Source organism: Streptomyces cavernae (assembly GCF_004023625.1).
In the GTDB taxonomy this organism is placed as follows: domain Bacteria; phylum Actinomycetota; class Actinomycetes; order Streptomycetales; family Streptomycetaceae; genus Streptomyces; species Streptomyces cavernae.
Window position 1 is genome coordinate 1 of the sequence record NZ_RPDJ01000070.1, and the last position, 22087, is coordinate 22087.

The 22087-nt window shown below is 71.0% G+C and carries 16 protein-coding genes and 1 pseudogene; 9 read left to right on the top strand and 8 right to left on the bottom strand.

The features are described 5' to 3' along the window. The 5 genes from infB to EF387_RS43970 form a co-directional block, all read left to right on the top strand. A partial coding sequence (gene infB, locus EF387_RS43950) for a translation initiation factor IF-2 (protein ID WP_128382208.1) occupies window positions 1-2242 on the top strand: 2242 nt, incomplete at its 5' end. Between the two features lie 362 nt (window positions 2243-2604). Then, on the top strand, window positions 2605-2898 hold the full coding sequence (locus tag EF387_RS43955) for a DUF503 domain-containing protein (protein WP_128382209.1): 294 nt from the start codon (window positions 2605-2607) through the stop codon (window positions 2896-2898). Between the two features lie 43 nt (window positions 2899-2941). Further along, the gene (rbfA, locus tag EF387_RS43960; RefSeq protein ID WP_128382210.1) at window positions 2942-3394 is read left to right on the top strand and encodes a 30S ribosome-binding factor RbfA; all 453 of its coding nucleotides are present in this window, start codon (window positions 2942-2944) and stop codon (window positions 3392-3394) included. Continuing rightward, complete coding sequence (truB, locus tag EF387_RS43965; RefSeq protein WP_128382211.1) at window positions 3391-4296, top strand: tRNA pseudouridine(55) synthase TruB; 906 nt, start codon at window positions 3391-3393, stop codon at window positions 4294-4296. Before rbfA ends, truB begins: the two co-directional genes overlap by 4 nt. Before the next feature lie 372 nt (window positions 4297-4668). Then, on the top strand, window positions 4669-5619 hold the full coding sequence (locus tag EF387_RS43970) for a bifunctional riboflavin kinase/FAD synthetase (protein ID WP_128382212.1): 951 nt from the start codon (window positions 4669-4671) through the stop codon (window positions 5617-5619). 50 nt (window positions 5620-5669) lie between these two features. Here EF387_RS43970 and EF387_RS43975 read toward each other — a convergent pair whose 3' ends face one another. From EF387_RS43975 to EF387_RS50295, 6 genes are all read right to left on the bottom strand, one after another. Beyond that, window positions 5670-6707: an ABC transporter ATP-binding protein gene (locus EF387_RS43975; RefSeq protein ID WP_128382213.1), complete on the bottom strand. Its 1038-nt coding sequence runs from the start codon at window positions 6705-6707 to the stop codon at window positions 5670-5672. After that, the gene (locus tag EF387_RS43980; RefSeq protein ID WP_128382214.1) at window positions 6704-8008 is read right to left on the bottom strand and encodes an ABC transporter ATP-binding protein; all 1305 of its coding nucleotides are present in this window, start codon (window positions 8006-8008) and stop codon (window positions 6704-6706) included. Before EF387_RS43980 ends, EF387_RS43975 begins: the two co-directional genes overlap by 4 nt. Further along, window positions 8005-8943, bottom strand: a complete 939-nt coding sequence (locus EF387_RS43985) for an ABC transporter permease (RefSeq protein ID WP_128382215.1) — start codon at window positions 8941-8943, stop codon at window positions 8005-8007. The genes EF387_RS43980 and EF387_RS43985 overlap by 4 nt, the downstream gene beginning before the upstream one ends. After that, entirely contained in the window at window positions 8940-10025 is a 1086-nt protein-coding gene (locus EF387_RS43990; protein ID WP_128382216.1) for an ABC transporter permease, read from the bottom strand. The genes EF387_RS43985 and EF387_RS43990 overlap by 4 nt, the downstream gene beginning before the upstream one ends. 4 nt (window positions 10026-10029) lie before the next feature. Continuing rightward, the gene (locus EF387_RS43995) at window positions 10030-11898 is read right to left on the bottom strand and encodes an ABC transporter substrate-binding protein (RefSeq protein ID WP_128382217.1); all 1869 of its coding nucleotides are present in this window, start codon (window positions 11896-11898) and stop codon (window positions 10030-10032) included. 128 nt (window positions 11899-12026) lie between these two features. Then, window positions 12027-13943, bottom strand: a complete 1917-nt coding sequence (locus EF387_RS50295; RefSeq protein ID WP_238432049.1) for a MinD/ParA family ATP-binding protein — start codon at window positions 13941-13943, stop codon at window positions 12027-12029. Between the two features lie 1200 nt (window positions 13944-15143). On the opposite strand from EF387_RS50295, the gene EF387_RS50300 reads away from it, so the two are divergent. Beyond that, entirely contained in the window at window positions 15144-16562 is a 1419-nt protein-coding gene (locus EF387_RS50300) for a hypothetical protein (RefSeq protein WP_128382218.1), read from the top strand. Between the two features lie 51 nt (window positions 16563-16613). Here the strand turns inward: EF387_RS50300 and EF387_RS50305 are convergent. Together EF387_RS50305 and EF387_RS44010 are read right to left on the bottom strand one after the other, a co-directional pair. Further along, a pseudogene (locus EF387_RS50305) lies at window positions 16614-16964 on the bottom strand (SCO5717 family growth-regulating ATPase); the annotation flags it as partial. Window positions 16965-17113: 149 nt separating this feature from the next. Beyond that, complete coding sequence (locus tag EF387_RS44010) at window positions 17114-17407, bottom strand: DUF397 domain-containing protein (RefSeq protein ID WP_128382219.1); 294 nt, start codon at window positions 17405-17407, stop codon at window positions 17114-17116. Window positions 17408-17764: 357 nt separating this feature from the next. Here EF387_RS44010 and rpsO point away from each other — a divergent pair, with 357 nt between their 5' ends. From rpsO to EF387_RS44025, 3 genes are all read left to right on the top strand, one after another. Beyond that, window positions 17765-18055, top strand: coding sequence for a 30S ribosomal protein S15 (rpsO, locus tag EF387_RS44015; protein ID WP_128382220.1), 291 nt, complete (start codon window positions 17765-17767; stop codon window positions 18053-18055). Window positions 18056-18447: 392 nt separating this feature from the next. Continuing rightward, window positions 18448-20679 (top strand): polyribonucleotide nucleotidyltransferase, encoded by a 2232-nt coding sequence (locus tag EF387_RS44020; RefSeq protein ID WP_128382221.1) that lies wholly within the window; start codon window positions 18448-18450, stop codon window positions 20677-20679. Further along, window positions 20676-22055, top strand: a complete 1380-nt coding sequence (locus EF387_RS44025; protein WP_128382222.1) for a M16 family metallopeptidase — start codon at window positions 20676-20678, stop codon at window positions 22053-22055. Before EF387_RS44020 ends, EF387_RS44025 begins: the two co-directional genes overlap by 4 nt. The last annotated feature ends 32 nt before the right edge of the window (window positions 22056-22087 follow it).

The window sequence follows — 22087 nt, forward strand, 5'->3', positions numbered from 1 at the left end:
CGGCGGCCCCGGCGGTCCGCGTCCGAACCCCGGCATGATGCCGCAGCGTCCCGCTGCCGGCCCCCGTCCCGGCGGCGGCCCCGGTGGCCGTGGGCCCGGCGGTGCCGGTCGTCCGGGCGGCGGCGGTCGTCCGGGTGGCGGCGGCGGTTTCGCCGGTCGTCCGGGTGGCGGCGGCGGTGCCGGTCGTCCCGGTGGCGGCGGCGGTTTCGCCGGTCGTCCCGGTGGCGGCGGTCCCGGTGGCGGCGGCGGCTTCGGTGGCGGCGGTGGCCGTCCCGGCTTCGGCGGTCGTCCCGGTGGTCCGGGTGGGCGCGGTGGCACGCAGGGTGCCTTCGGCCGTCCCGGTGGTCCGGCGCGTCGTGGCCGCAAGTCGAAGCGGCAGCGCCGTCAGGAGTACGAGGCCATGCAGGCCCCGTCGGTCGGCGGCGTGATGCTGCCTCGCGGCAACGGCGAGACCATTCGCCTGTCGCGCGGTGCGTCGCTCACCGACTTCGCGGAGAAGATCAAGGCCAACCCGGCGTCCCTCGTCGCGGTCATGATGAACCTCGGCGAGATGGTCACGGCCACGCAGTCCGTCTCCGACGAGACGCTGCAGCTCCTCGCCGACGAGATGAACTACACCGTTCAGATCGTCAGCCCCGAGGAGGAGGACCGCGAGCTTCTCGAGTCCTTCGACCTCGAGTTCGGTGAGGACGAGGGCGACGAGGACGACCTGGTGGTCCGCCCGCCGGTCGTCACCGTCATGGGTCACGTCGACCACGGTAAGACCCGCCTGCTCGACGCCATCCGCAAGACGAACGTCATCGCGGGCGAGGCCGGCGGCATCACCCAGCACATCGGTGCCTACCAGGTCACGACCGAGGTCAACGAAGAGGATCGCAAGATCACCTTCATCGACACCCCGGGTCACGAGGCGTTCACCGCCATGCGTGCCCGTGGTGCCAAGTCGACCGACATCGCGATCCTGGTCGTCGCGGCCAACGACGGCGTCATGCCGCAGACGGTCGAGGCGCTCAACCACGCCAAGGCGGCCGACGTGCCGATCGTCGTCGCGGTCAACAAGATCGACGTCGAGGGCGCGGACCCGACCAAGGTGCGCGGTCAGCTGACCGAGTACGGTCTGGTGGCCGAGGAGTACGGCGGCGACACGATGTTCGTCGACATCTCCGCCAAGCAGGGCCTGCACATCGACGAGCTGCTGGAAGCGGTCATCCTGACCGCGGACGCCTCGCTCGACCTCAGGGCCAACCCGAAGCAGGACGCGCAGGGCATCTCGATCGAGTCCCGTCTCGACCGCGGCCGCGGTGCCGTGGCGACGGTGCTCGTCCAGCGAGGCACGCTGCGGGTCGGCGACACGATGGTGGTCGGCGACGCCTACGGCCGAGTCCGCGCCATGCTCGACGACAACGGCAACAACGTCGCCGAGGCCGGCCCGTCGACGCCGGTTCAGGTCCTGGGCCTGACCAACGTCCCGGGTGCGGGTGACAACTTCATCGTGGTCGACGAGGACCGTACGGCCCGTCAGATCGCCGAGAAGCGCGCCGCCCGTGAGCGCAACGCGGCCTTCGCCAAGCGCACGCGCCGCGTCTCGCTCGAGGACCTGGACAAGGTGCTGAAGGCCGGCGAGGTCCAGCAGCTGAACCTGATCATCAAGGGTGACGCTTCTGGTTCCGTCGAGGCACTCGAGTCCTCGCTGCTCCAGCTCGACGTCGGCGAAGAGGTCGACATCCGGGTCCTGCACCGCGGCGTCGGTGCGGTCACGGAGTCCGACATCGACCTGGCGATGGGCTCGGACGCCATCGTGATCGGCTTCAACGTGCGCGCCGCCGGGCGTGCGCAGCAGATGGCCGAGCGCGAGGGTGTGGACGTCCGCTACTACTCGGTCATCTACCAGGCGATCGAGGAGATCGAGGCGGCCCTCAAGGGCATGCTCAAGCCGGAGTTCGAGGAGGTCGAGCTCGGTACGGCGGAGATCCGCGAGGTCTTCAAGTCGTCCAAGCTGGGCAACATCGCGGGTGTTCTCATCCGCTCCGGTGAGGTCAGGCGGAACACCAAGGCCCGCCTGCTGCGCGACGGCAAGGTGGTCGCGGAGAACCTCAACATCGAGGGCCTGCGTCGCTTCAAGGACGACGTCACCGAGATCCGCGAAGGGTTCGAGGGCGGTATCAACCTCGGCAACTTCAACGACATCAAGGTCGACGACGTCATCGCGACGTACGAGATGCGGGAGAAGCCGCGGGCGTAACCGCCCAGCAGTCCGGCCGGAGGGGCAAGTCCCCTCCGGCCGCCTGGCTGTTGCGGGACCTCGAGCCGTGTGGGGGCGTGCCCTGTTTTCAGGGGCGCGGGGAACTGCGCGACCAGCCACAACCCACCGGCACCCGGCACCACAGCCCGGGGCAGCCCCGAATTCGCGAAGAGCTTCAAGGGGGGCAGCCTCCTTGGCGGGGTCGAAGGTGCGGCAGCCCCTGGGGGAGGGAAGGGCAAGGGCGGCGGGGGCGGAAAACCCCGTCGAGCAAAACGAGCCTTCCCTGTACGGTTCTGATGTTCCTGCCAAACCAAGGCACCGGGACCATCGATCCCGTACCGGCGGGTCATCCGGGTACACACATGTATGTGGGGACTCTGTCCTTCGACCTCCTCCTCGGCGACGTACGGTCACTGAAGGAGAAGCGTTCCGTCGTCCGTCCGATCGTGGCCGAGCTCCAGCGCAAGTACGCGGTGAGCGCGGCGGAGGTCGATCACATGGACCTCCACCGCCGGGCCGGCATCGGCCTCGCGATGGTCTCCGGCGACGCGGGACATCTGAGCGACGTACTGGACCGCTGCGAGCGGCTGGTCGCCGGACGCCCGGAAGTGGAACTGCTGTCGGTCAGACGACGCTTCCACGGCGAAGACGACTGAGACCGAAGACGAACGTAGAACAGGAAGAACGGGAGACGGACCAGTGGCCGACAACGCGCGGGCGAAGAGGCTGGCGGACCTCATCCGAGAGGTGGTGGCCCAGAAGCTGCAGCGCGGGATCAAGGACCCGCGGCTCGGTTCGCACGTCACCATCACGGACACCAGGGTGACCGGGGACCTGCGGGAGGCGACCGTCTTCTACACGGTGTACGGCGACGAGGAGGAGCGCACCGCCGCCGCGGCGGGCCTGGAGAGCGCCAAGGGCGTGCTCCGCTCCGAGGTGGGCAGGGCCGCGGGCGTGAAGTTCACGCCGACCCTGACCTTCGTGGCGGACGCCCTCCCGGACACCGCCCGCACCATCGAGGACCTCCTCGACAAGGCGCGCGCCTCCGACGCCAAGGTCCGCGAGGCCTCCGCGGGCGCCGACTACGCCGGCGAGGCAGACCCGTACAAGAAGCCCGGGGACGACGAGACGGACGGCGACGCCGCGGAATGACGCAGAAGCACACCACGCCCGACGGGCTTGTCGTCGTCGACAAGCCGTCGGGCTTCACTTCGCACGACGTGGTCGCCAAGATGCGCGGGATCGCCAGAACCCGACGCGTCGGCCACGCGGGCACGCTCGACCCCATGGCGACGGGCGTCCTCGTCCTCGGCGTGGAGAAGGCCACCAAACTGCTCGGCCATCTCGCACTGACCGAGAAGGAGTACGTCGGCACGATCCGCCTCGGCCAGAACACGATCACCGACGACGCCGAGGGCGAGATCACCTCCTCCGTGGACGCCTCCGAGGTGACCCGGGACGCCATCGACGCCGGGATCGCCAAGCTGACCGGCGACATCATGCAGGTGCCGTCCAAGGTCAGCGCCATCAAGATCAACGGTGTGCGCTCCTACAAACGGGCCCGCGAGGGCGAGGAGTTCGAGATCCCGGCCCGCCCGGTGACCGTCTCGTCGTTCGCGGTGTACGACGTCCGGGACGCCGTAGCCGACGACGGCACACCGGTGCTGGACCTCGTCGTGTCGGTGGTCTGCTCGTCCGGCACGTACATCCGGGCGCTGGCCCGCGACCTCGGCGCTGACCTCGGCGTCGGCGGACACCTCACCGCACTGCGCCGGACACGCGTCGGCCCGTACAAACTGGAGTCCGCCCGCACTCTGGAGCAACTCCAGCAGGAGCTGACCGTGATGCCCGTGGCCGAGGCCGCCGCGGCGGCGTTCCCGCGCTGGGACGTGGACGCCCGTCGGGCGCGGCTGCTGCTCAACGGCGTCCGGCTGGAGATGCCCGAGGAGTACGCGGGCGTCGGCGCGGTGGCGGCCTTCGACCCGGAGGGGCGCCTGCTGGCCCTGTTGGAGGAACACAAGGGCAAGGCGAAGAGCCTGGCCGTGTTCGGCTGAGCCGGTCGGCTTCGTCGTGGAGCGACGTTCACGGGGACACACGTTCGCGCCGCTCCACGTCCCCCCTCCCCATGACGTGTATCCATCGCTCCATGGCCATTCACCCGACCGAGCGGGCGCTCGGAGTGAACCGAGGGTCGGAAGGGGGCGCGTTCGCTTCGGGATCTCTGCCGCCGGTTGTGCGAATCGGGTTCTGTGCCGGCGATCGCCCGGTGCGGTTCGCCCGTGGCGGGAGGATGGGGCGTACCGTGCGCTCTCCGCGTGCGCCGCGTCACAGCCCGGTGCCGATGCGGGCGGGAGGCGTCCGGCATGGCACCCTTAGACCTGCGTAAGAGGAAGAGACGGACACGGGTTCGACGAGGAGCGGTCACAGTGCAGCGCTGGCGTGGCTTGGAGGACATCCCCGAGGACTGGGGACGCAGCGTCGTCACCATCGGCTCCTACGACGGAGTCCACCGCGGACACCAGCTGATCATCCGGCATGCCGTGGACCGCGCTCGTGAGCTGGGCATCCCTTCGGTGGTCGTCACCTTCGACCCGCACCCGAGCGAGGTCGTGCGCCCCGGCAGCCATCCCCCGCTGCTCGCCCCGCACCACCGACGGGCCGAGCTGATGGCGGAGCTGGGTGTCGACGCCGTGCTGATCCTGCCCTTCACCACCGAGTTCTCCAAGCTCTCGCCCGCCGATTTCGTGGCCAAGGTCCTGGTCGACAAGCTGCACGCGAAGGCCGTCGTCGAGGGGCCGAACTTCCGCTTCGGCCACAAGGCCGCGGGCAACGTGGCGTTCCTGGCCGAGCAGGGAGTCACCTACGACTTCGAGGTCGAGGTCGTGGACCTGTTCGTGACCGGTGAGGCGGGCGGCGGCGAACCCTTCTCATCGACGCTCACCCGCCGGCTGATCGCCGAGGGCGACGTCGAGGGCGCCCATGAGATCCTCGGCCGGCCGCACCGGGTGGAGGGTGTGGTGGTGCGCGGCGCCCAGCGCGGCCGTGAACTCGGCTTCCCCACCGCCAACGTCGAGACGCTGCCGCATACCGCGATCCCCGCCGACGGCGTCTACGCCGGCTGGCTGCACGCGGATGGCGAGGCGATGCCCGCGGCGATCTCGGTCGGTACGAACCCCCAGTTCGACGGCACGGAACGCACGGTGGAGGCGTACGCCATCGACCGCGTGGGCCTCGATCTGTACGGACTGCACGTCGCGGTGGAGTTCCTCGCCTACGTCCGCGGCCAGGCACGCTTCGAGTCCATCGACGCGTTGCTGGTGGCGATCGCGGACGACGTGAAGCAGGCGCGGGAACTGGTGGCGGCGTACGAGGGCTGATCCGCAGCCCCCTCGAGTGCGGGGTGTGCGCCGTGGTCCGAACGCCCGGCTCACCCCGCCCCCGCCCGCGCCGCCTTCGCCCGCACCCAGTGACAGGCCACCTGCGTCCCCGTCCCGGCCCCCAGCACCGGCAACTCCTCCGTACGGCAGGCATCGGCGACCCCCGCACGCGCCGCCTCCCCACTCGCCAGCACCTGGCAGCGGGCATGGAAGCGGCACCCGGACGGCACCCGGGACGGATCCGGCGGCTCCCCGGTCAGCACCACCGGCTCCCCGGGCGCCTCGGGAAGCACCGACAACAGCGCCCGGGTGTAGGGGTGCCGCGGTGCCGTCAGCACCTGCTCCACCTCACCGGTTTCCACGATCCGGCCCAGATACATCACCGCGACCCGATCGGCGATGTTCCACGCCAGCCCCAGATCGTGCGTCACCACCAGCGCCGCCAGCCCGAGTTCAGTGCGCAGCCGCAGCAGGAGCGCCAGGATCTCACCGCGCACGGAGGCGTCCAGCGAGGCCACCGGCTCGTCGGCGACGACGAGTTCGGGTTCCAGGACCAGCGCGCCCGCGATCACGACCCGCTGCCGCTGGCCGCCCGACAACTGGTGCGGGTAACGCAGGAAGAACCGCTCGGGCGGTCGGAGCCCGGCCCGTGCGAGCGCTCCGGCGACCGCGGTCCGCTCGTCACCGGGGTAGCGGTGGATGCGCAGCCCTTCGGCCACCGCGTCGTACACGGTGTGCCGGGGGTTGAGGGACCCGCTGGGGTCCTGCAGCACCAACTGGGCTCGTCTGCGGTAGGACTTCAGGGCGCGTGGGGCGTAGTCGAGCGGGCTCCCGGCGAAGGTCACACGGCCCGAGGAGGTCGGCACCAGCCCCAGCAGTGAGCGCGCGAGCGTGGTCTTGCCACAGCCCGACTCCCCGACGAGGGCCACGATCTCACCGGGCCGGATGTCGAGGTCGACCCCGTCGACGGCTCTGACGGGCGGGGCACCGTGCCGGCCGGGGAAGGCCACGTGCAACTGCTGGGCGCTGAGCAGCGGTGCCGGGGCCGGGGGAGAGGCTGCGGAAGCGGCCCGGGGCGTGGCGGTCACGGGGTGCCACCCCCGCTCTCGGAGACGGCGGCGGGGGCGCCATCCTCGTACTCGGAGACGACGGCCGCGCCGGCGTCAGGGACTGCACGGGCCGAGCCACCCGCGGCTGCACAGACCGAGCCGTCCGCGACGGCCTGTGCCGGGCCGTCCGTCCTGGGAAGGGCTGAGCCGTCCGCCCCGGCTCGGGCCGAGCCGTCCGCCCCGACTCGGGCCGAGCCGTCGTCCCTTCCGGCACGGGTCGAGCCGTCCGCCGTCAGAACCGCCGACGGTGGCATCTGGCCCGCGTCGGTCCCCGGCCGCTCCCATGCACCCGCACCCGCACCCGCACCCGGCCCCGCGCCCACCGGTACCTCCACCCGTACACAGGCCGCCCGCCGCCCCGGCCCGGCGTCCCGCAGCGGCTGGTCCTGCGAACCGCAGGTGTCCAGCGCCACCGGGCACCGCGGATGGAACGTGCATCCCGGTGGCAGTCCCGCGGGGTCCGGCGGATCGCCCGGCAGCCCCCGCGGGGCGAACCGCGCAGCCGGGTCGCCGATCCGCGGGAACGCCGCAGACAGCGCCCGGCCGTAGGGGTGGCGGGCGTCCTCGTACACGTCGCGTGCGGGGCCCTCCTCGACCACCCGTCCCGCGTACATCACCGCGAGCCGGTCGCAGGTGTCGGCCAGGACCGCCAGGTCGTGGCTGATCATCACCAGTCCCAGCTCCTGTTCGGCGACGAGTTCCTCGATCAGGCGCAGGATCTGGGCCTGGACCATCACGTCCAGCGCCGTCGTCGGCTCGTCCGCGATGACCAGCCGGGGATCGCAGGCGAGCGCCATGGCGATCATGACGCGCTGGCGCTGGCCACCCGACAACTCGTGCGGATACGCGGCCGCCCGGGCGGCCGGCAGGCCCACCTGCTCGAGGAGTTCGCCGGTCCGCTTCCGCGCCGCGGCCGGTGTCGCCCCGCTGTGCAGCAGTACCGGCTCGGCGATCTGGTCCCCGACGCGGTGCACCGCGTTCAGCGAGTGCATCGCCCCCTGGAAGACGATCGAGGCGCCGGCCCAGCGGACCGCCCGCAGCCGGCCCCACTTCATGGCCAGCACGTCCTCGCCGTCCAGCAGGACCTCCCCGGTGACCCGGGTCCCTGGGGGCAGCAGCCTGAGCAGCGCCAGGGCCAGGGTGGACTTGCCGCACCCGGACTCGCCCGCGATGCCGAGCTTCTGCCCCGCGTCCAGGGCCAGGCTCACCCCGCGCACGGCCGCGGCACCTCCCGGGTACGTGACCTCGAGGTTCCGTACGTCCAGCAGACTCGGCTTCATCGGGCCACCCCCAACTTGGGGTTGAGAACGGATTCGACGGCGCGTCCGCACAGGGTGAAGGCGAGCGCGACCACGGCGATCGCGATACCCGGCGGGACGAGGTACCACCAGTGGCCCGAGCTGACCGCGCCCGCCTCGCGCGCGTCCTGGAGCAGCCCGCCCCACGACACGGTCGTCGGGTCGCCGAGGCCGAGGAACGCGAGGGTCGCCTCGGCGAGGATCGCGGAGGAGATCATCAGCGTCGTCTGGGCCAGCACCAGCGGCATGACGTTCGGCAGCACATGACGGGACATGATGTGCCAGTGCCCGCCACCGAGCGCGGTGGCCCGTTCGATGTACGGGCGCGACTCCACGGCCAGCGTCTGGGCCCGCACCAGCCGGGCCGTGGTCGGCCAGGACGTCACACCGATCGCGAGAACGACCGTGCCGAGCGACCGGGACATCACCGTGGCCAGCGCGATCGCCAGCACCAGCGTCGGCATGACCAGGAACCAGTCCGTGATCCGCATCATCACGGTCGCGTACCAGCCACGGAAGTGCCCCGCGGTGATCCCCACCACCGCCCCGATCGCGACCGACAGCACGGCCGCGAGCAGCCCGACCAGCAGGGAGACCCGGGCCCCCCAGACGACGAGCCCCAGCACGCCCCGGCCGAACCGGTCGGTGCCGAAGGGGAACGCGGCGCTCGGGCGCTCCAGCGGGCGGCCCGGCGCGTCCGTCACGCTCTGCACGTCCGGGCCGACGGTCAGCGGCGCGGTGAGCGCCAGCAAGGCGAAGAACCCGAGCGCGGCCAGACCGGCGAGGCCCGCCCGATGGGTGCGGTACTGCCGCCAGAACCGCACGGCCGTGTCCCGGCGCCGCTGCCGGGCGAGCGCCCGCGGGCTCGGGCTCGGGGCCGGGACCGGGGCATCAGTTTCCGGGGTCTGTGTCGTCATCGGCCCACCCTCGGGTCCAGCAGCGGATAGACGAGGTCGGCCAGCGTGTTCATCACGATCACCGCCGCCGCGAAGACGAAGAACAGCCCCTGCACGAGCGGCAGATCGGGAACGCTCAGCGCCTGGTAGAACAGCCCGCCGAGGCCGGGCCAGGAGAACACCGTTTCGACGAGGATCACCCCGGCCACCGTCCGCCCGAGATTGACGAAGATCAACGTCACGGTCGGCAGCATCGCGTTGGGGACCGCGTGCCGACGGCGCACCAGATCGTCACGCAGGCCCTTGGCCCGGGCCGTCGTCAGATAGTCGCCGCCCATCTCGTCCAGCAGCGCCGAACGGGTCACCAGCAGCGTCTGCCCGTACTCGACCGCGACCAGCGTCACCACCGGCAGGACCAGATGGTGGGCGACGTCGACGGCGTACGCGAACCCCTCCTGGCCGCCCGACTCCATGCCGCCCGTCGGGAACAGCCCGGGGATCGGTCCCATGCCCACCGCGAACACGATGATGAGCAGCAACCCCAGCCAGAACGACGGGATGGAGTAAAGCGTCAGCGCCAGCCCGGTGTTGAACCGGTCGCCGGGTCCGCCGCCCCGCCAGGCCGCGCGGGCGCCGAGCCAGACGCCGAGCAGCGTGTAGAGCACGAACGCCGTGCCGGTGAGCAGCAGCGTGTTCGGCAGCGCCTCGGTGATCTTGTCGATGACCGGCGCCCGGAACTGGTACGAGGTCCCGAGACCACCGGTCAGCGCCTGGCCGCAGTAGTTCGTGAACTGCTTCCACAGCGGCAGGTCGAGCCCGAACTCCTGCCGATAGGCGGCCAGTTGCTCCGCCGACACCTGGCGGCCGCCCGTCATGAACTTCACCGGGTCGCCGGGGATCAGCCGGAAGAGGAAGAAACTGGTGACGAGGACGGCGAGCAGTGAGACGACCGCACCGCCCACCTTGCCCGCCACATACCGCGGATACCCGGAACCGACCCGCCCGGCCCGCCGCCCGGTCGCGCGTGGACCGGTCGCCCGTGGCCCGGATGCCCGCGGACCGCCGGAGTCCTCGGCGAGCGCGGGCGTCGCTTCAGCGGCCATCGGTCTATTCGCGATCGTCGGCGGTGGCCCTGCGGCGCAGCCCCAGGAGGACCGCGACGCCGGTCAGGACGACGACACCCGTGACGATCCCGACGATGACGCCCGTGGAACCCGCCCCCTCGGAGGACTTGCCGGACGACTCGGCCGGTACCGCGGACCACCAGCTCCAGTAGCCGTCCTGGCCGTAGATGTTGCCCCCGGACCTGGGCATCGCCTCGATCGACGCGATCTGGTCCGTGCGATAGGCCTCCACCGCGTTCGGGTACGCGATGACGTTCATGTACCCGGTGTCGTACAGCCGGGACTCCATCTCCTTTACGATGGCCGCCCGCTTGGCGGGGTCGTGCTCGGCCAGCTGCCGCTCGTACAGCTTGTCGTACTTCTTGTCGCAGATGAAGTTGTCGGTCGCGCCGGTCTCCTTGCGGGTCTTCGGGAGCGCGGCGCAGGTGTGGATGGACAGCACGTAGTCGGGATCGGGGTTGACGGACCAGCCGTCGAAGGCCAGGTCGTAGGTGCCGGCCAGCCAGGGGTCGGTCACGTTGTCCCGGCAGTCGAGGCTGACGCCGATGCCCAGTTCACCCCACCACTCCTGGAGGTACTTGCCGACCGCCTTGTCGTTCGGGTCGGTGGCGTGGCACAGCACCCGGTACGTGATCGGCTTGCCGTCTTTCCCCAGGCGCTTGCCCTCGTCGTTCTTCTCGTAGCCCGCCTCGTCGAGGAGCCGCGCCGCCTTCTTCGGGTCGTACGCCAGTTCCTGCTTGCGCGACGGCTTCCAGGAGTACGGGGCGAAGCGCGGCGGGATGTAGCCCGCGCCCGCGATCGCGTGCCCCTGGAAGACCCTGTCGATGATGGTCTTCCGGTCCACCGCCATGAACAGCGCGTGCCGGACCTTCTGGTCACGAAGGGAGCCGTGGCCGTCGCCGAACTCGGTGCCGTCCTGGGCCCGGGCGCCAGGGTTGGTTGCGAGGGCGTAGAAGCGGCGGCCGGGAGCGTCGTTGACCTCGATGTCCGGCCGGCCCTTGAGCGCGGCGGCCTGTGCCGGGGTCAGACCGCTGACGAAGGACACCTCTCCCTTCTGGAGGGCCGCGACCGCCGCGTCCCCGTCCTTGTAGTACTTGAAGAGCAGTTCGTCGAACTTGGGTGCGCCACGCCAGAAGGTCCTGTTCGCCTTCAGCCGTACGTAGCTGTCCGCCTTGTAGCCGGTGAGGATGAACGGACCGTTGCCGACGATCGGGAAGGTCTTGTCGTTGTTGAACTTCGAGACGTCACCGACCTTCTCCCAGACGTGCTTGGGAACGATCGGCACGTCCAGCGCGGCCATCGTGGCCTGCGGCTTCTTCAGCCGGATGACCAGTTTGGTGGGACTGGGCGCGGTGACCTTCTTGAAGTTGGCGACGAAGCTGCCGGCGGCGGTGGCGGCACCCTTGTCGGTCATCATCTTGTTGAACGTCCAGGCCGCGTCCTCGGCGGTCACCCGACGTCCGTCCGACCACGTGGAGTTCGAGCGGATCCGGTAGGTCCAGGTGAGCTTGTCGTCCGTGGTCTCCCACTGGGTGGCCAGGCCCGGGATGGCGCGGTTGTCCGAGGGGTCGTAGTTGGTCAGGTACTCGTAGACCAGCCGGTGGATGCTGGTGCTGACCAGACGGGTCGCCAGGAACGGACTGAGCGAGTCGACGCTCTGCGCCACGGCGACGGTGAGGACCTTCTCCTCAGCCGCGTGGGCACGCCGGGGTGCCGGGTCGAGCGGGGTGGTGAGGGCGGCAGTCAGCGTGAGGGCGGCGGCCGCCGAGCCGGCGAGCAACCGGGGCGCCCGGCCTGTGGGCCGCGACGACGGGCGCGTGGGGCCCCCGCCGTACTGATCCTGTCTGTCCATGGGCTGTGACCTCGCGTCATCACTCGAAGTCCTCCGACTGTGCGGGCACCCATGGGCTGATCTGGGAAAAAGCGCGGCCCGCACCCTCGATCGAGGGTGCGGGCCGCGTCCGGATTGGGCCGGACGGCCTACTGCTGCGAGGGCGGCGAAGGCGTCTGCTCCGGCCCCGGGTCCTGCCCTTGGTTCGGCACCTGCCCTTGGTTCGGCACCTGCGGGTGTCCGGGGTTCTGTCCGTGGCCGGGCTGGGACTGGTGACCGGGTGGGGTCGGCGGGTGGAACGGCTGGCCCGGCTGGGGCCCGCCCAGCTGGGGCCCGCCCGGGGTGGGCTGGGGTGGCTGCTGCCAGTTCGCCGGAGCCGGCTGGGCGGGGCCTGGCTGGGCGGGATTCCCCGCTTGGTGGGGTGGTTGTCCCGGCTGGTACCGCGGCTGTCCCGGCGGCTCCTGCTGGTAGGGAGGCGCGGCCGGGCCCGGTTGCGGGTAACCGTAGGGCTGGCCCGGCTGCGGGTACCCGTAGGGCTGGCCGGGCTGGGGCACGCCCGGTGCGGGCTGGCCGGGCTGGGGCACGCCCGGTGCGGGCTGGCCGGGCTGGGGCACGCCCGGTGCGGGCTGCCCCAGCTGCGGATAGGCATACGGCTGCCCAGGTTGCGGATAGCCGTAGGGCTGGCCGGGTTGCGGGTAGCCGTAGGGCTGGCCGGGTTGCGGGTAGCCGTAGGGCTGGCCGGGCGGCGGGGCTGTCGGCTGTCCCTCCGGGACCGGCTGGGCTCCGGGCTGCCCGCCCGGCTGCGGGTACGGCTGTCCTTGCGGTAGGCCATGCCCCGGCGGCACGACCTGTCCTTGTGGTCCTCCCTGCGGTACGTCCTGTCCCGGCGGTACCTGCCCGGGAACGGGCTGGCCGGCAATGGGCTGCCCGGGAAGGGGCTGCCCGGGAAGGGGCTGGCCGGCAATGGGCTGCCCGGGAACGGGCTGGCCGGGAACGGGGCCGGGAACGGGGCCGGGAACCGGCTGCCCGGGCAGGGGCTGTCCCGGGAGCGGCGGGGCTGCCACCGGCGGGGGATTGCCGTCCGACGTCCACAGTCCGTGCGACTGCTGGTGCCGGACGAAGTCCTCGGCGACCAGCGCGGCCAGGTTGAAGTACGCCTCGCGAACCTTCGGCCGCATCATGTCGAGGTCGACCTCGGCGCCGGCGGACAGATGCTCGTCGAAGGGCACGACCACGACCCCGCGGCACCGCGTCTTGAAGTGGTTGACGATGTCATCCACCTTGATCATCTTTCCGGTCTCGCGCACCCCGGAGATCACGGTCAGGGACCGCGAGACGAGGTCCGCGTATCCGTGCGCGGACAGCCAGTCCAGCGTCGTACTGGCGCTGCTGGCCCCGTCCACGGACGGCGTCGAGATGATGATGAGCTGGTCGGCGAGGTCGAGGACACCGCGCATGGCGCTGTAGAGCAGTCCCGTGCCCGAGTCGGTCAGGATGATCGGGTACTGCCTCCCGAGCACGTCGATCGCGCGCCGGTAGTCCTCGTCGTTGAAGGTCGTGGACACGGCCGGGTCGACATCATTGGCGATGATCTCCAGACCGGACGGCGCCTGGGAGGTGAACCGCCGGATGTCCATGTACGAGTTGAGGTACGGGATCGCCTGCACGAGATCACGGATGGTGGCCCCCGTCTCGCGCCGCACTCGACGGCCGAGCGTTCCGGCGTCCGGATTGGCGTCGATCGCCAGGATCTTGTCCTGCCGCTCGCTGGCGAGGGTGGCGCCGAGCGCCGTGGTGGTCGTCGTCTTGCCGACGCCGCCCTTGAGGCTGATGACGGCGATGCGGTAGCAGGACAGCACCGGGGTGCGGATCAGCTCAAGCTTCCGCTGCCGTTCGGCCTCCTCCTTCTTCGCGCCGAACTTGAACCGAGAGCTCCCGCCGACCGGACGGCTGCTCTTCGCCTTCTGCTTCTTGCTGTTGAGCAGCCGGTCGGAGGAGAGCTCCACCGCGGCGGTGTACCCGAGCGGCGCACCGGGGTTCGTACGCTCGCGCTGATCATGCTGCACCGGCTGGGGCCAGGAGGTGCCGAGGCGGGGATCGACGGGACCCTGCGGGTTCGGTACGCCGGGCTGGGGCTGGGGCTGGGGCTGGGGCTGGGGCTGGGGCTGTGCTTGCGGCGCTGGCTGGGCCTGCTGCTGCGGCTGCGCCGGTGGCTCCGGCTGTGGTTGTGGTTGGAACGGGGCGGCGGGTTGGTGCGGAGGCTGCTGCGGGAGCGGCTGGGCGGGTGGTGGCGTCTGCTGCGGCGGGGCTCCGAAAGGCGGCTCCGGGGCGGTCCGTTGGTGGGGGAAGCCATAACCGGCGGGTGTGGGTTGCGCAGGCGAGTCGGGGGCCGACTGGGCTGGGGCGTCCGTCGGTTCGGGGGCGTCCGCCCGGGCCGCGGCAGGCGACTCGGCCGGGCCGGCAGGGGGCGCCACCGGAGGCTGGGCATGGTCCGTCGGGGCACCGGGCTGCGCGGCCGGCGGCGAGGCCGCGGCACCGAACGGCGGGAAGCCGTAGCCACTGTGCGGACTGTGCGGAACTTGCGGACTGTGCGGGTCTTGCGGAGCGGTCGGGGCCTGATCTTCGAAGGGTGCCTGTGGTACGGGTCCGGCCTGGTCCCGAGGCCCTGGCTGGTCACGGGGCTCCGGCTGGTCCTGAGGCCCTGGGAGTTCGGGGGGCGGCGCCGATGGTGGCGTACCGATCTGGGGAAAGCCGTAGCCGCCGTGCGGGGTTGGCGGGTCGGGTTGTGACGGGGCGGCGGGTGTCCCGGGGTTCGGCGCTGAAGCCGGGGGCTCGGCCGGAGCCGGACCAGGAACTGGCGCCGGGGCCTGAGGAACTGCGCTGAACTGAGGGAACCCGTAGCCCCCGGTCTGGGACGGCGGGCTCGCCGGGGGAGCACTCGGTGTCGACGGCCAGGCGGGCGGTGAGGGCTGCGGTGCCTGCGGCTGGTCCGGCGGCATCGGGGCTTGCGGCTGCGCCTCGGGCTGTGCCTGTGCCTGCGGTTGCGCGGCCGGAGCCTGTGGCGGAACCGCGTCCGAGGGCGTCATAGGCCACTGACCACCGGGCGCGGGTGCGGCGGGCTGGAAGGCGGGCGGCAGCGGCGGCAGCCCGCCCTGCGGGACCGGCGGCGGCGCCCAAGCGGGAGGCGTGTCCTGTACGACACCGGAATCGCCGACTCCGGCCTCGGGCGCGACGTCCTGGGGCAGGACGTCTTGAGGGGCGACGTCTTGCGGCACAACGTCCTGCGGCACGACGTCCTGAGGCTCGGCATCATGCGGCGGGGCGTCCGCGGGGACCGCGTCTCGGGGCTCGGCGTGCTGCGGCTCGGCGTCCTGCGGCTCGACGTGCTGCGGGTCTGCGTCCTGGGGCGCCGCGTCTTGTGGTTCGGCCTCCGAAGGCCCTGCGTCCTGCGGCTGAGCCTCCTGCGGTTGGGCGTCCTGCGTTTCGGACGCCTCGGGCTCGCCATCACGCGAATCCGGCTCCGCGTCCTGAGGCACGAGGCCCGGTGCCGCCGGCGCCTGGGGCGCGAGCACCTGGGGCGCAGGCGCGGAATCCTGGGGCTCGTCCCCATCCGCGCCAGCCACGACCTCACCCCGAGACGTGTCACCAGCGACCTCGGCCGCGTCGTCCCGGACCGGCTCGCCATCGCCTTCGCCGGTCTCCGCACCGCCTTCGACCGTCGCGCCCCCGCCTTCGCCGGTCTCCGCACCGCCTTCGACCGTCGCGCCCCCGCCTTCGCCGGTCTCCGCACCGCCTTCGACCGTCGCGCCCCCGCCTTCGCCGGTCTCCGCACCGCCTTCGACCGTCGCGGCCCCGCCTTCGCCGGTCTCCGCACCGCCTTCGACCGTCGCGGCCCCGCCTTCGCCGGTCTCCGCACCGCCTTCGACCGTCGCGGCCCCGCCTTCGCCGGTCTCCGCACCGTCTGCGTCCGACCCGGCCTGGGCTACGACCGGCTCCGCGACCTGTGCGGCGGCGTCACCGTTCTCGTCTATGTCACCTTCGCTCCCGGCGGCGCCGTCGCCCACCGCGCCGTCGTCATCAGCGGCACCGGACGGGCCGACGGAAACGTCATTCGAACCCTCGCGGGGTCCCCCGCCGTATCCCTGCGCGGATCCCTCCTCGGATCCCTCGCCAACCCCCGGCCCGTCAGCCGTGGTCTCGACGGCCGGGCTTTCCGCGCCCTGTACGTTCCCTGCCTGTGCCTCCGCCTCGACTGGCTCACCTACGTCACCTGCGTCGCCTACGTCACCTGCGTCGCCTACGTCACCTGCGTCGCCTTCGGCGTCGACGGCCCCGGACGCGGCACCCGCTTCGGCGCCCCGCTCAACTACCTCCCGCTTCAGGGCCATCGGAGAGATGCGCAGAGTGGCCCTGCTCTCCAGGTCCCCGTTTTCCGACTCCGGCTCCCCGTCACCGTCGCCCGCGACGGGCGCCGGTGCAGGTGTGACAGGGAGGGCTGGTGGGACGGACACCGCCGGAGGCTCCCAAGTGGGCCGAAAACCACTACCCGCCGGAAGGCCGGGAACCGAGGCAAGACCCCCTGGCGGAACAGCCGGCGCGGGCGGAACAGCGGGAGCCGATGGAACAGCGGGAGCCGATGGACCGGCCGCGACGGGCGGAACAGCCGGGTCGGCAGGAGGCGTTGACGGCGACGTAGGAGAAGGCGCCATCGCACCCCCGCTGTTGGAAGCGTTCTGCGTGTACCAGGCAGGCGGTGCGTAGTCGATGGTGAACTCGCCCGTGGTCTCGGCGTCGGACTCGGCGTCGGACTGATCATCGCCGGCTGGGTCCCAGCCCCCGCGGATCTCGTCCCGATCGCTGCTCACAATGCCTCCTGGTGTGGTCCTGCTCCCTCGGGCCGGGGTGGGCGCGACCGTTCGACCGCCGATGCTCCCCCTGCGGAACGCGGGCCGCCCGTCGTCGGGTTGTGGCAGCGCGCCCCGTCCCAGCCTAATCACCGCAACCCTCACGACGGCAGGCCCATCGGCCCCACCGTCACCTCGGAAGCGCCATAAACGCACAACAGAGGGGGCCGACGTGCCCCGCATGTCGGCCCCCTCCCGTAAAAACCGCTCGGTGTTCGGTGTCAATCGGGACGGCTCCCGGACCGCCTCCCGGGCCGGCTCCCACAACCGTCCAGAACGGCTCCCGGAGCGTCCCGGAGTGACTCCGTGTCAACTCCCCGCGCGGATGCGGCCTATTCGGCCGCCATACCCCCGTTGTGCGGTGCGGGCTCCAGATCGAACTCCCCGTCGCGCGCCCCCAGGACGAACGCGTGCCACTCCGCCTCGGTGTACCGCAGCACGGTCTCCGGATCGAGGGACGATCGCATGGCCACCGCGCCCCCGGGCAGGTAGGCGATCTCCACCCGCTCCTCGTGCTCCTCGGTGCCCGGCGCGCCCTGCCACTCGACACCGGAGATGTCGAGCGCGTACAACTCGTCCTTCTCCCGTTCCTTGCGCGCCTTGATCTCCTCTTCCGTCTCCGCCATCGCCCAGCGGCCCCTTCCCGACGTGTCCCGACTTGTGAACGACTGCCCGCAACACCCTAGTGGCGGCGCACCCGCCGCTCGGCGGGAACGGAGCGGGGAACGGCGACCGGGCGGGACGGGGGAGGACCGCCCCTCGCCTCCTGGTACCCTGTGTAACGCCGTGTGCGCACACACTCCGGACACAGGTCGTCCAAGGTCAGCCGACGACGACCGAAACCGACCGGCGAATTCTGACGAAGACTGACGGTCAGCCCGGAGCAAGCGCCCCACGGACGTCGCCTTCCGAGTAACGGAAGTTCCCCGAGATGAAGACCGGGGGCACTCGAAGGCCATCCAGAAGACATCAAGGAGTCACGCGTGTCGCTCGACGCCGCCACGAAGAAGCAGATCATCAGCGAGTTCGGCACCCAGGAGGGCGACACCGGCTCCCCCGAGGTCCAGGTCGCGCTGCTCTCCCGCCGCATCTCGGACCTGACCGAGCACCTCAAGACCCACAAGCACGACCACCACTCCCGCCGCGGTCTGCTCATCCTGGTCGGCCAGCGCCGCCGGCTGCTGCAGTACCTGGCCAAGAAGGACATCCAGCGCTTCCGTGCGCTGGTCGACCGCCTCGGCATCCGCCGCGGTGCGGCGGGCGGCGCCAAGTAGGACGTCAGCAAGGGAGCGGTTCCCACTCGAAGGGGGCCGCTCCCTTTGCTGTACGTGCGGAGTGTCTCCGCCCCTTTGTAGTGTGGTAGCACAAAGCAATACGGACCACTGAGCGTGACGGCACTCGCACGGGCGCCGTCACACGGAACACCGAACACAAAGAACGCACGAAACACACAGAACGAGGAGAAGCGCACCTCGCCGCCGCCGGTCCTCGGTAGTGGCCCCCGGGGGAAGTGAGCCCCGGGTGCTTCGATCGAAGACCGGCCCGCACCAGTGGAGCGCTTCTCCGTCACAGCCTCTGAACGCCATACGGGCAGCGGGGGCACCCCATCGCCTTCCTGCCACACGGGCAGCGGAGGCAAAAGACGAAAGTAACGGAGAAAACGCTAGTGGAGAACGAGACCCACTACGCCGAGGCCGTGATCGACAACGGTTCCTTCGGCACCCGTACCATCCGCTTCGAGACGGGCCGCCTGGCCAAGCAGGCCGCCGGCTCCGCCGTGGCGTACCTGGACGACGACACCATGGTGCTGTCGGCCACCACAGCCTCCAAGAACCCCAAGGACCAGCTCGACTTCTTCCCGCTCACGGTGGACGTCGAGGAGCGGATGTACGCGGCCGGCAAGATCCCCGGCAGCTTCTTCCGCCGCGAGGGCCGGCCGAGCGAGGACGCCATCCTCACCTGCCGCCTCATCGACCGCCCGCTGCGTCCGTCCTTCAAGAAGGGCCTGCGCAACGAGATCCAGGTCGTCGCCACGATCATGGCGCTCAACCCCGACCACCTGTACGACGTGGTGGCGATCAACGCCGCCTCCGCGTCCACGCAGCTCGCCGGTCTGCCGTTCTCCGGCCCGATCGGCGGCGTCCGCGTCGCGCTGATCCGCGGCCAGTGGGTGGCCTTCCCGACGCACACCGAGCTCGAGGAGGCCGTCTTCGACATGGTCGTCGCCGGCCGCGCCCTCGAGGACGGCGACGTCGCGATCATGATGGTCGAGGCCGAGGCCACCGAGGAGACGGTCAAGCTGGTCAAGGGCGGTGCCGAGGCCCCCACCGAGGAGGTCGTCGCCGCCGGTCTCGAGGCCGCGAAGCCCTTCATCAAGGTCCTGTGCAAGGCCCAGGCCGACCTCGCGTCGAAGGCCGCCAAGCCGACCGCCGAGTTCCCGATCTTCCTCGACTACGAGGAGGACGTCCTGGAGGCGCTCACCGCCGCCGTCCGCGCCGAGCTCGCCCAAGCGCTCACCATCGCCGGCAAGCAGGAGCGCGAGGCCGAGCTGGACCGCGTCAAGTCGCTGGCCGCCGAGAAGCTCCTGCCGGAGTTCGAGGGCCGCGAGAAGGAGATCTCCGCCGCGTACCGGTCTCTGACCAAGCAGCTGGTCCGTGAGCGCGTGATCAAGGAGAAGAAGCGCATCGACGGTCGCGGCGTCACGGACATCCGTACGCTCGCCGCCGAGGTCGAGGCCATCCCGCGGGTGCACGGCTCGGCGCTGTTCGAGCGCGGCGAGACCCAGATCCTGGGCGTCACCACGCTCAACATGCTCCGCATGGAGCAGCAGCTGGACACCCTCTCCCCGGTGACCCGCAAGCGCTACATGCACAACTACAACTTCCCGCCGTACTCCACCGGCGAGACCGGCCGCGTCGGCTCCCCCAAGCGCCGCGAGATCGGTCACGGCGCCCTTGCCGAGCGCGCCCTGGTGCCGGTGCTGCCGAGCAAGGAAGAGTTCCCGTACGCGATCCGCCAGGTCTCCGAGGCCCTCGGGTCCAACGGCTCCACGTCGATGGGCTCCGTCTGCGCCTCCACCATGTCGCTGCTGAACGCCGGTGTGCCGCTGAAGGCCCCCGTCGCCGGTATCGCCATGGGCCTGATCTCCCAGGAGATCGACGGCGAGACGCACTACGTCACCCTCACCGACATCCTCGGTGCGGAGGACGCCTTCGGCGACATGGACTTCAAGGTAGCCGGCACCAAGGAGTTCGTCACCGCCCTCCAGCTCGACACCAAGCTGGACGGCATTCCGGCCTCCGTCCTGGCCGCCGCCCTCAAGCAGGCCCGTGACGCCCGCCTCCACATCCTCGACGTGATGATGGAAGCGATCGACACCCCGGACGAGATGTCCCCCAACGCGCCGCGGATCATCACCGTGAAGATCCCGGTCGACAAGATCGGTGAGGTCATCGGCCCCAAGGGCAAGATGATCAACCAGATCCAGGAGGACACCGGCGCCGAGATCACCATCGAGGACGACGGCACCATCTACATCGGTGCCGCCGACGGCCCGGCCGCCGAGGCCGCCCGCGCCACCATCAACGGCATCGCCAACCCGACGATGCCCGAGGTCGGCGAGCGCTACCTGGGCACGGTCGTGAAGACGACCACCTTCGGTGCCTTCGTCTCCCTGCTCCCGGGCAAGGACGGTCTGCTGCACATCTCGCAGATCCGCAAGCTGGCCGGCGGCAAGCGCGTGGAGAACGTCGAGGACGTCGTCGGCGTGGGCCAGAAGGTCCAGGTCGAGATCGCCGAGATCGACTCCCGCGGCAAGCTCTCCCTGATCCCCGTGATCGAGGGCGAGGAAGGTTCCGACACCGACAAGAGCGACCAGAAGGACGACGGCGACAAGTGACGTCCCGTAGCCCCCAGGTGACGGCCCGCACCTCTTCGGAGGAGCGGGCCGTCGCCCGTACCCAAACCCTCATCAAGGGCGTGAACGGCATCGGCACGGTGCGTAAGACCACCCTCCCCGGGGGCCTGCGCATCGTCACCGAAACCCTGCCGTCCGTGCGCTCCGCGACGTTCGGCATCTGGGCGCACGTGGGCTCCCGCGACGAGACCCCCGCCCTGAACGGCGCCACGCACTACCTGGAACACCTGCTCTTCAAGGGCACCTCCCGGCGCAGCGCCCTCGACATCTCCTCCGCGATCGACGCGGTCGGCGGCGAGATGAACGCCTTCACGGCGAAGGAGTACACGTGCTACTACGCGCGCGTGCTCGACACCGACCTGCCGCTCGCCATCGACGTCGTCTGCGACATGCTGACCGGCTCGGTGATCCTTCAGGAGGACGTCGACGTCGAACGCGGCGCCATCCTCGAGGAGATCGCGATGACCGAGGACGACCCGGGCGACTGTGTGCACGATCTGTTCGCGCACACCATGCTCGGCGACACCCCCCTCGGCCGCCCCGTCCTCGGCACGGTCGACACGGTCAACGCACTCACCGCCGACCGCATCCGCCGCTTCTACAAGCGCCACTACGACCCGACGCACCTGGTCGTGGCCGCCGCCGGCAACATCGACCACCAGAAGGTCGTACGTCTCGTCCGGGCCGCCTTCGAGAAGGCCGGCGCCCTGAAGGAGACCCAGGCCGCGCCCATCGCACCGCGCGACGGCCACCGTGTCATTCGCACCGCGGGCCGGCTGGAGGTCATCGACCGCAAGACCGAGCAGGCCCACGTGGTCCTCGGCATGCCGGGCCTCGCCCGCACCGACGAACGGCGCTGGGCCATGGGCGTGCTCAACACAGCGCTCGGCGGCGGTATGTCCTCCCGCCTCTTCCAGGAGGTCCGGGAGAAGCGCGGCCTGGCCTACAGCGTGTACTCGTACACCTCGTCCTTCGCCGACTGCGGCCTCTTCGGCGTCTACGCGGGCTGCCGCCCCAGCCAGGTCCACGACGTGCTGAAGATCTGCCGCGACGAACTCGACCAGGTCGCCCGGCACGGCCTGTCCGACGACGAGATCGACCGCGCCATCGGCCAGCTCCGCGGTTCCACGGTCCTCGGGCTGGAGGACACCGGCGCGCTGATGAACCGCATCGGCAAGAGCGAACTGTGCTGGGGCGATCAGATGTCGGTCGACGAGATGCTGACGCGGATAGCGGCGGTCACCCCGGACGACGTGCGCGCGGTCGCCCGTGACGTCCTGGGCCGGCGGCCCTCGCTGTCGGTCATCGGCCCCCTGAAGGACAAGCAGGCCGCCAGGTTGCAGGAAGCGGTCTCCTGAGGCCCGCGGCCTCCCCACCCTCGTCACCCTCG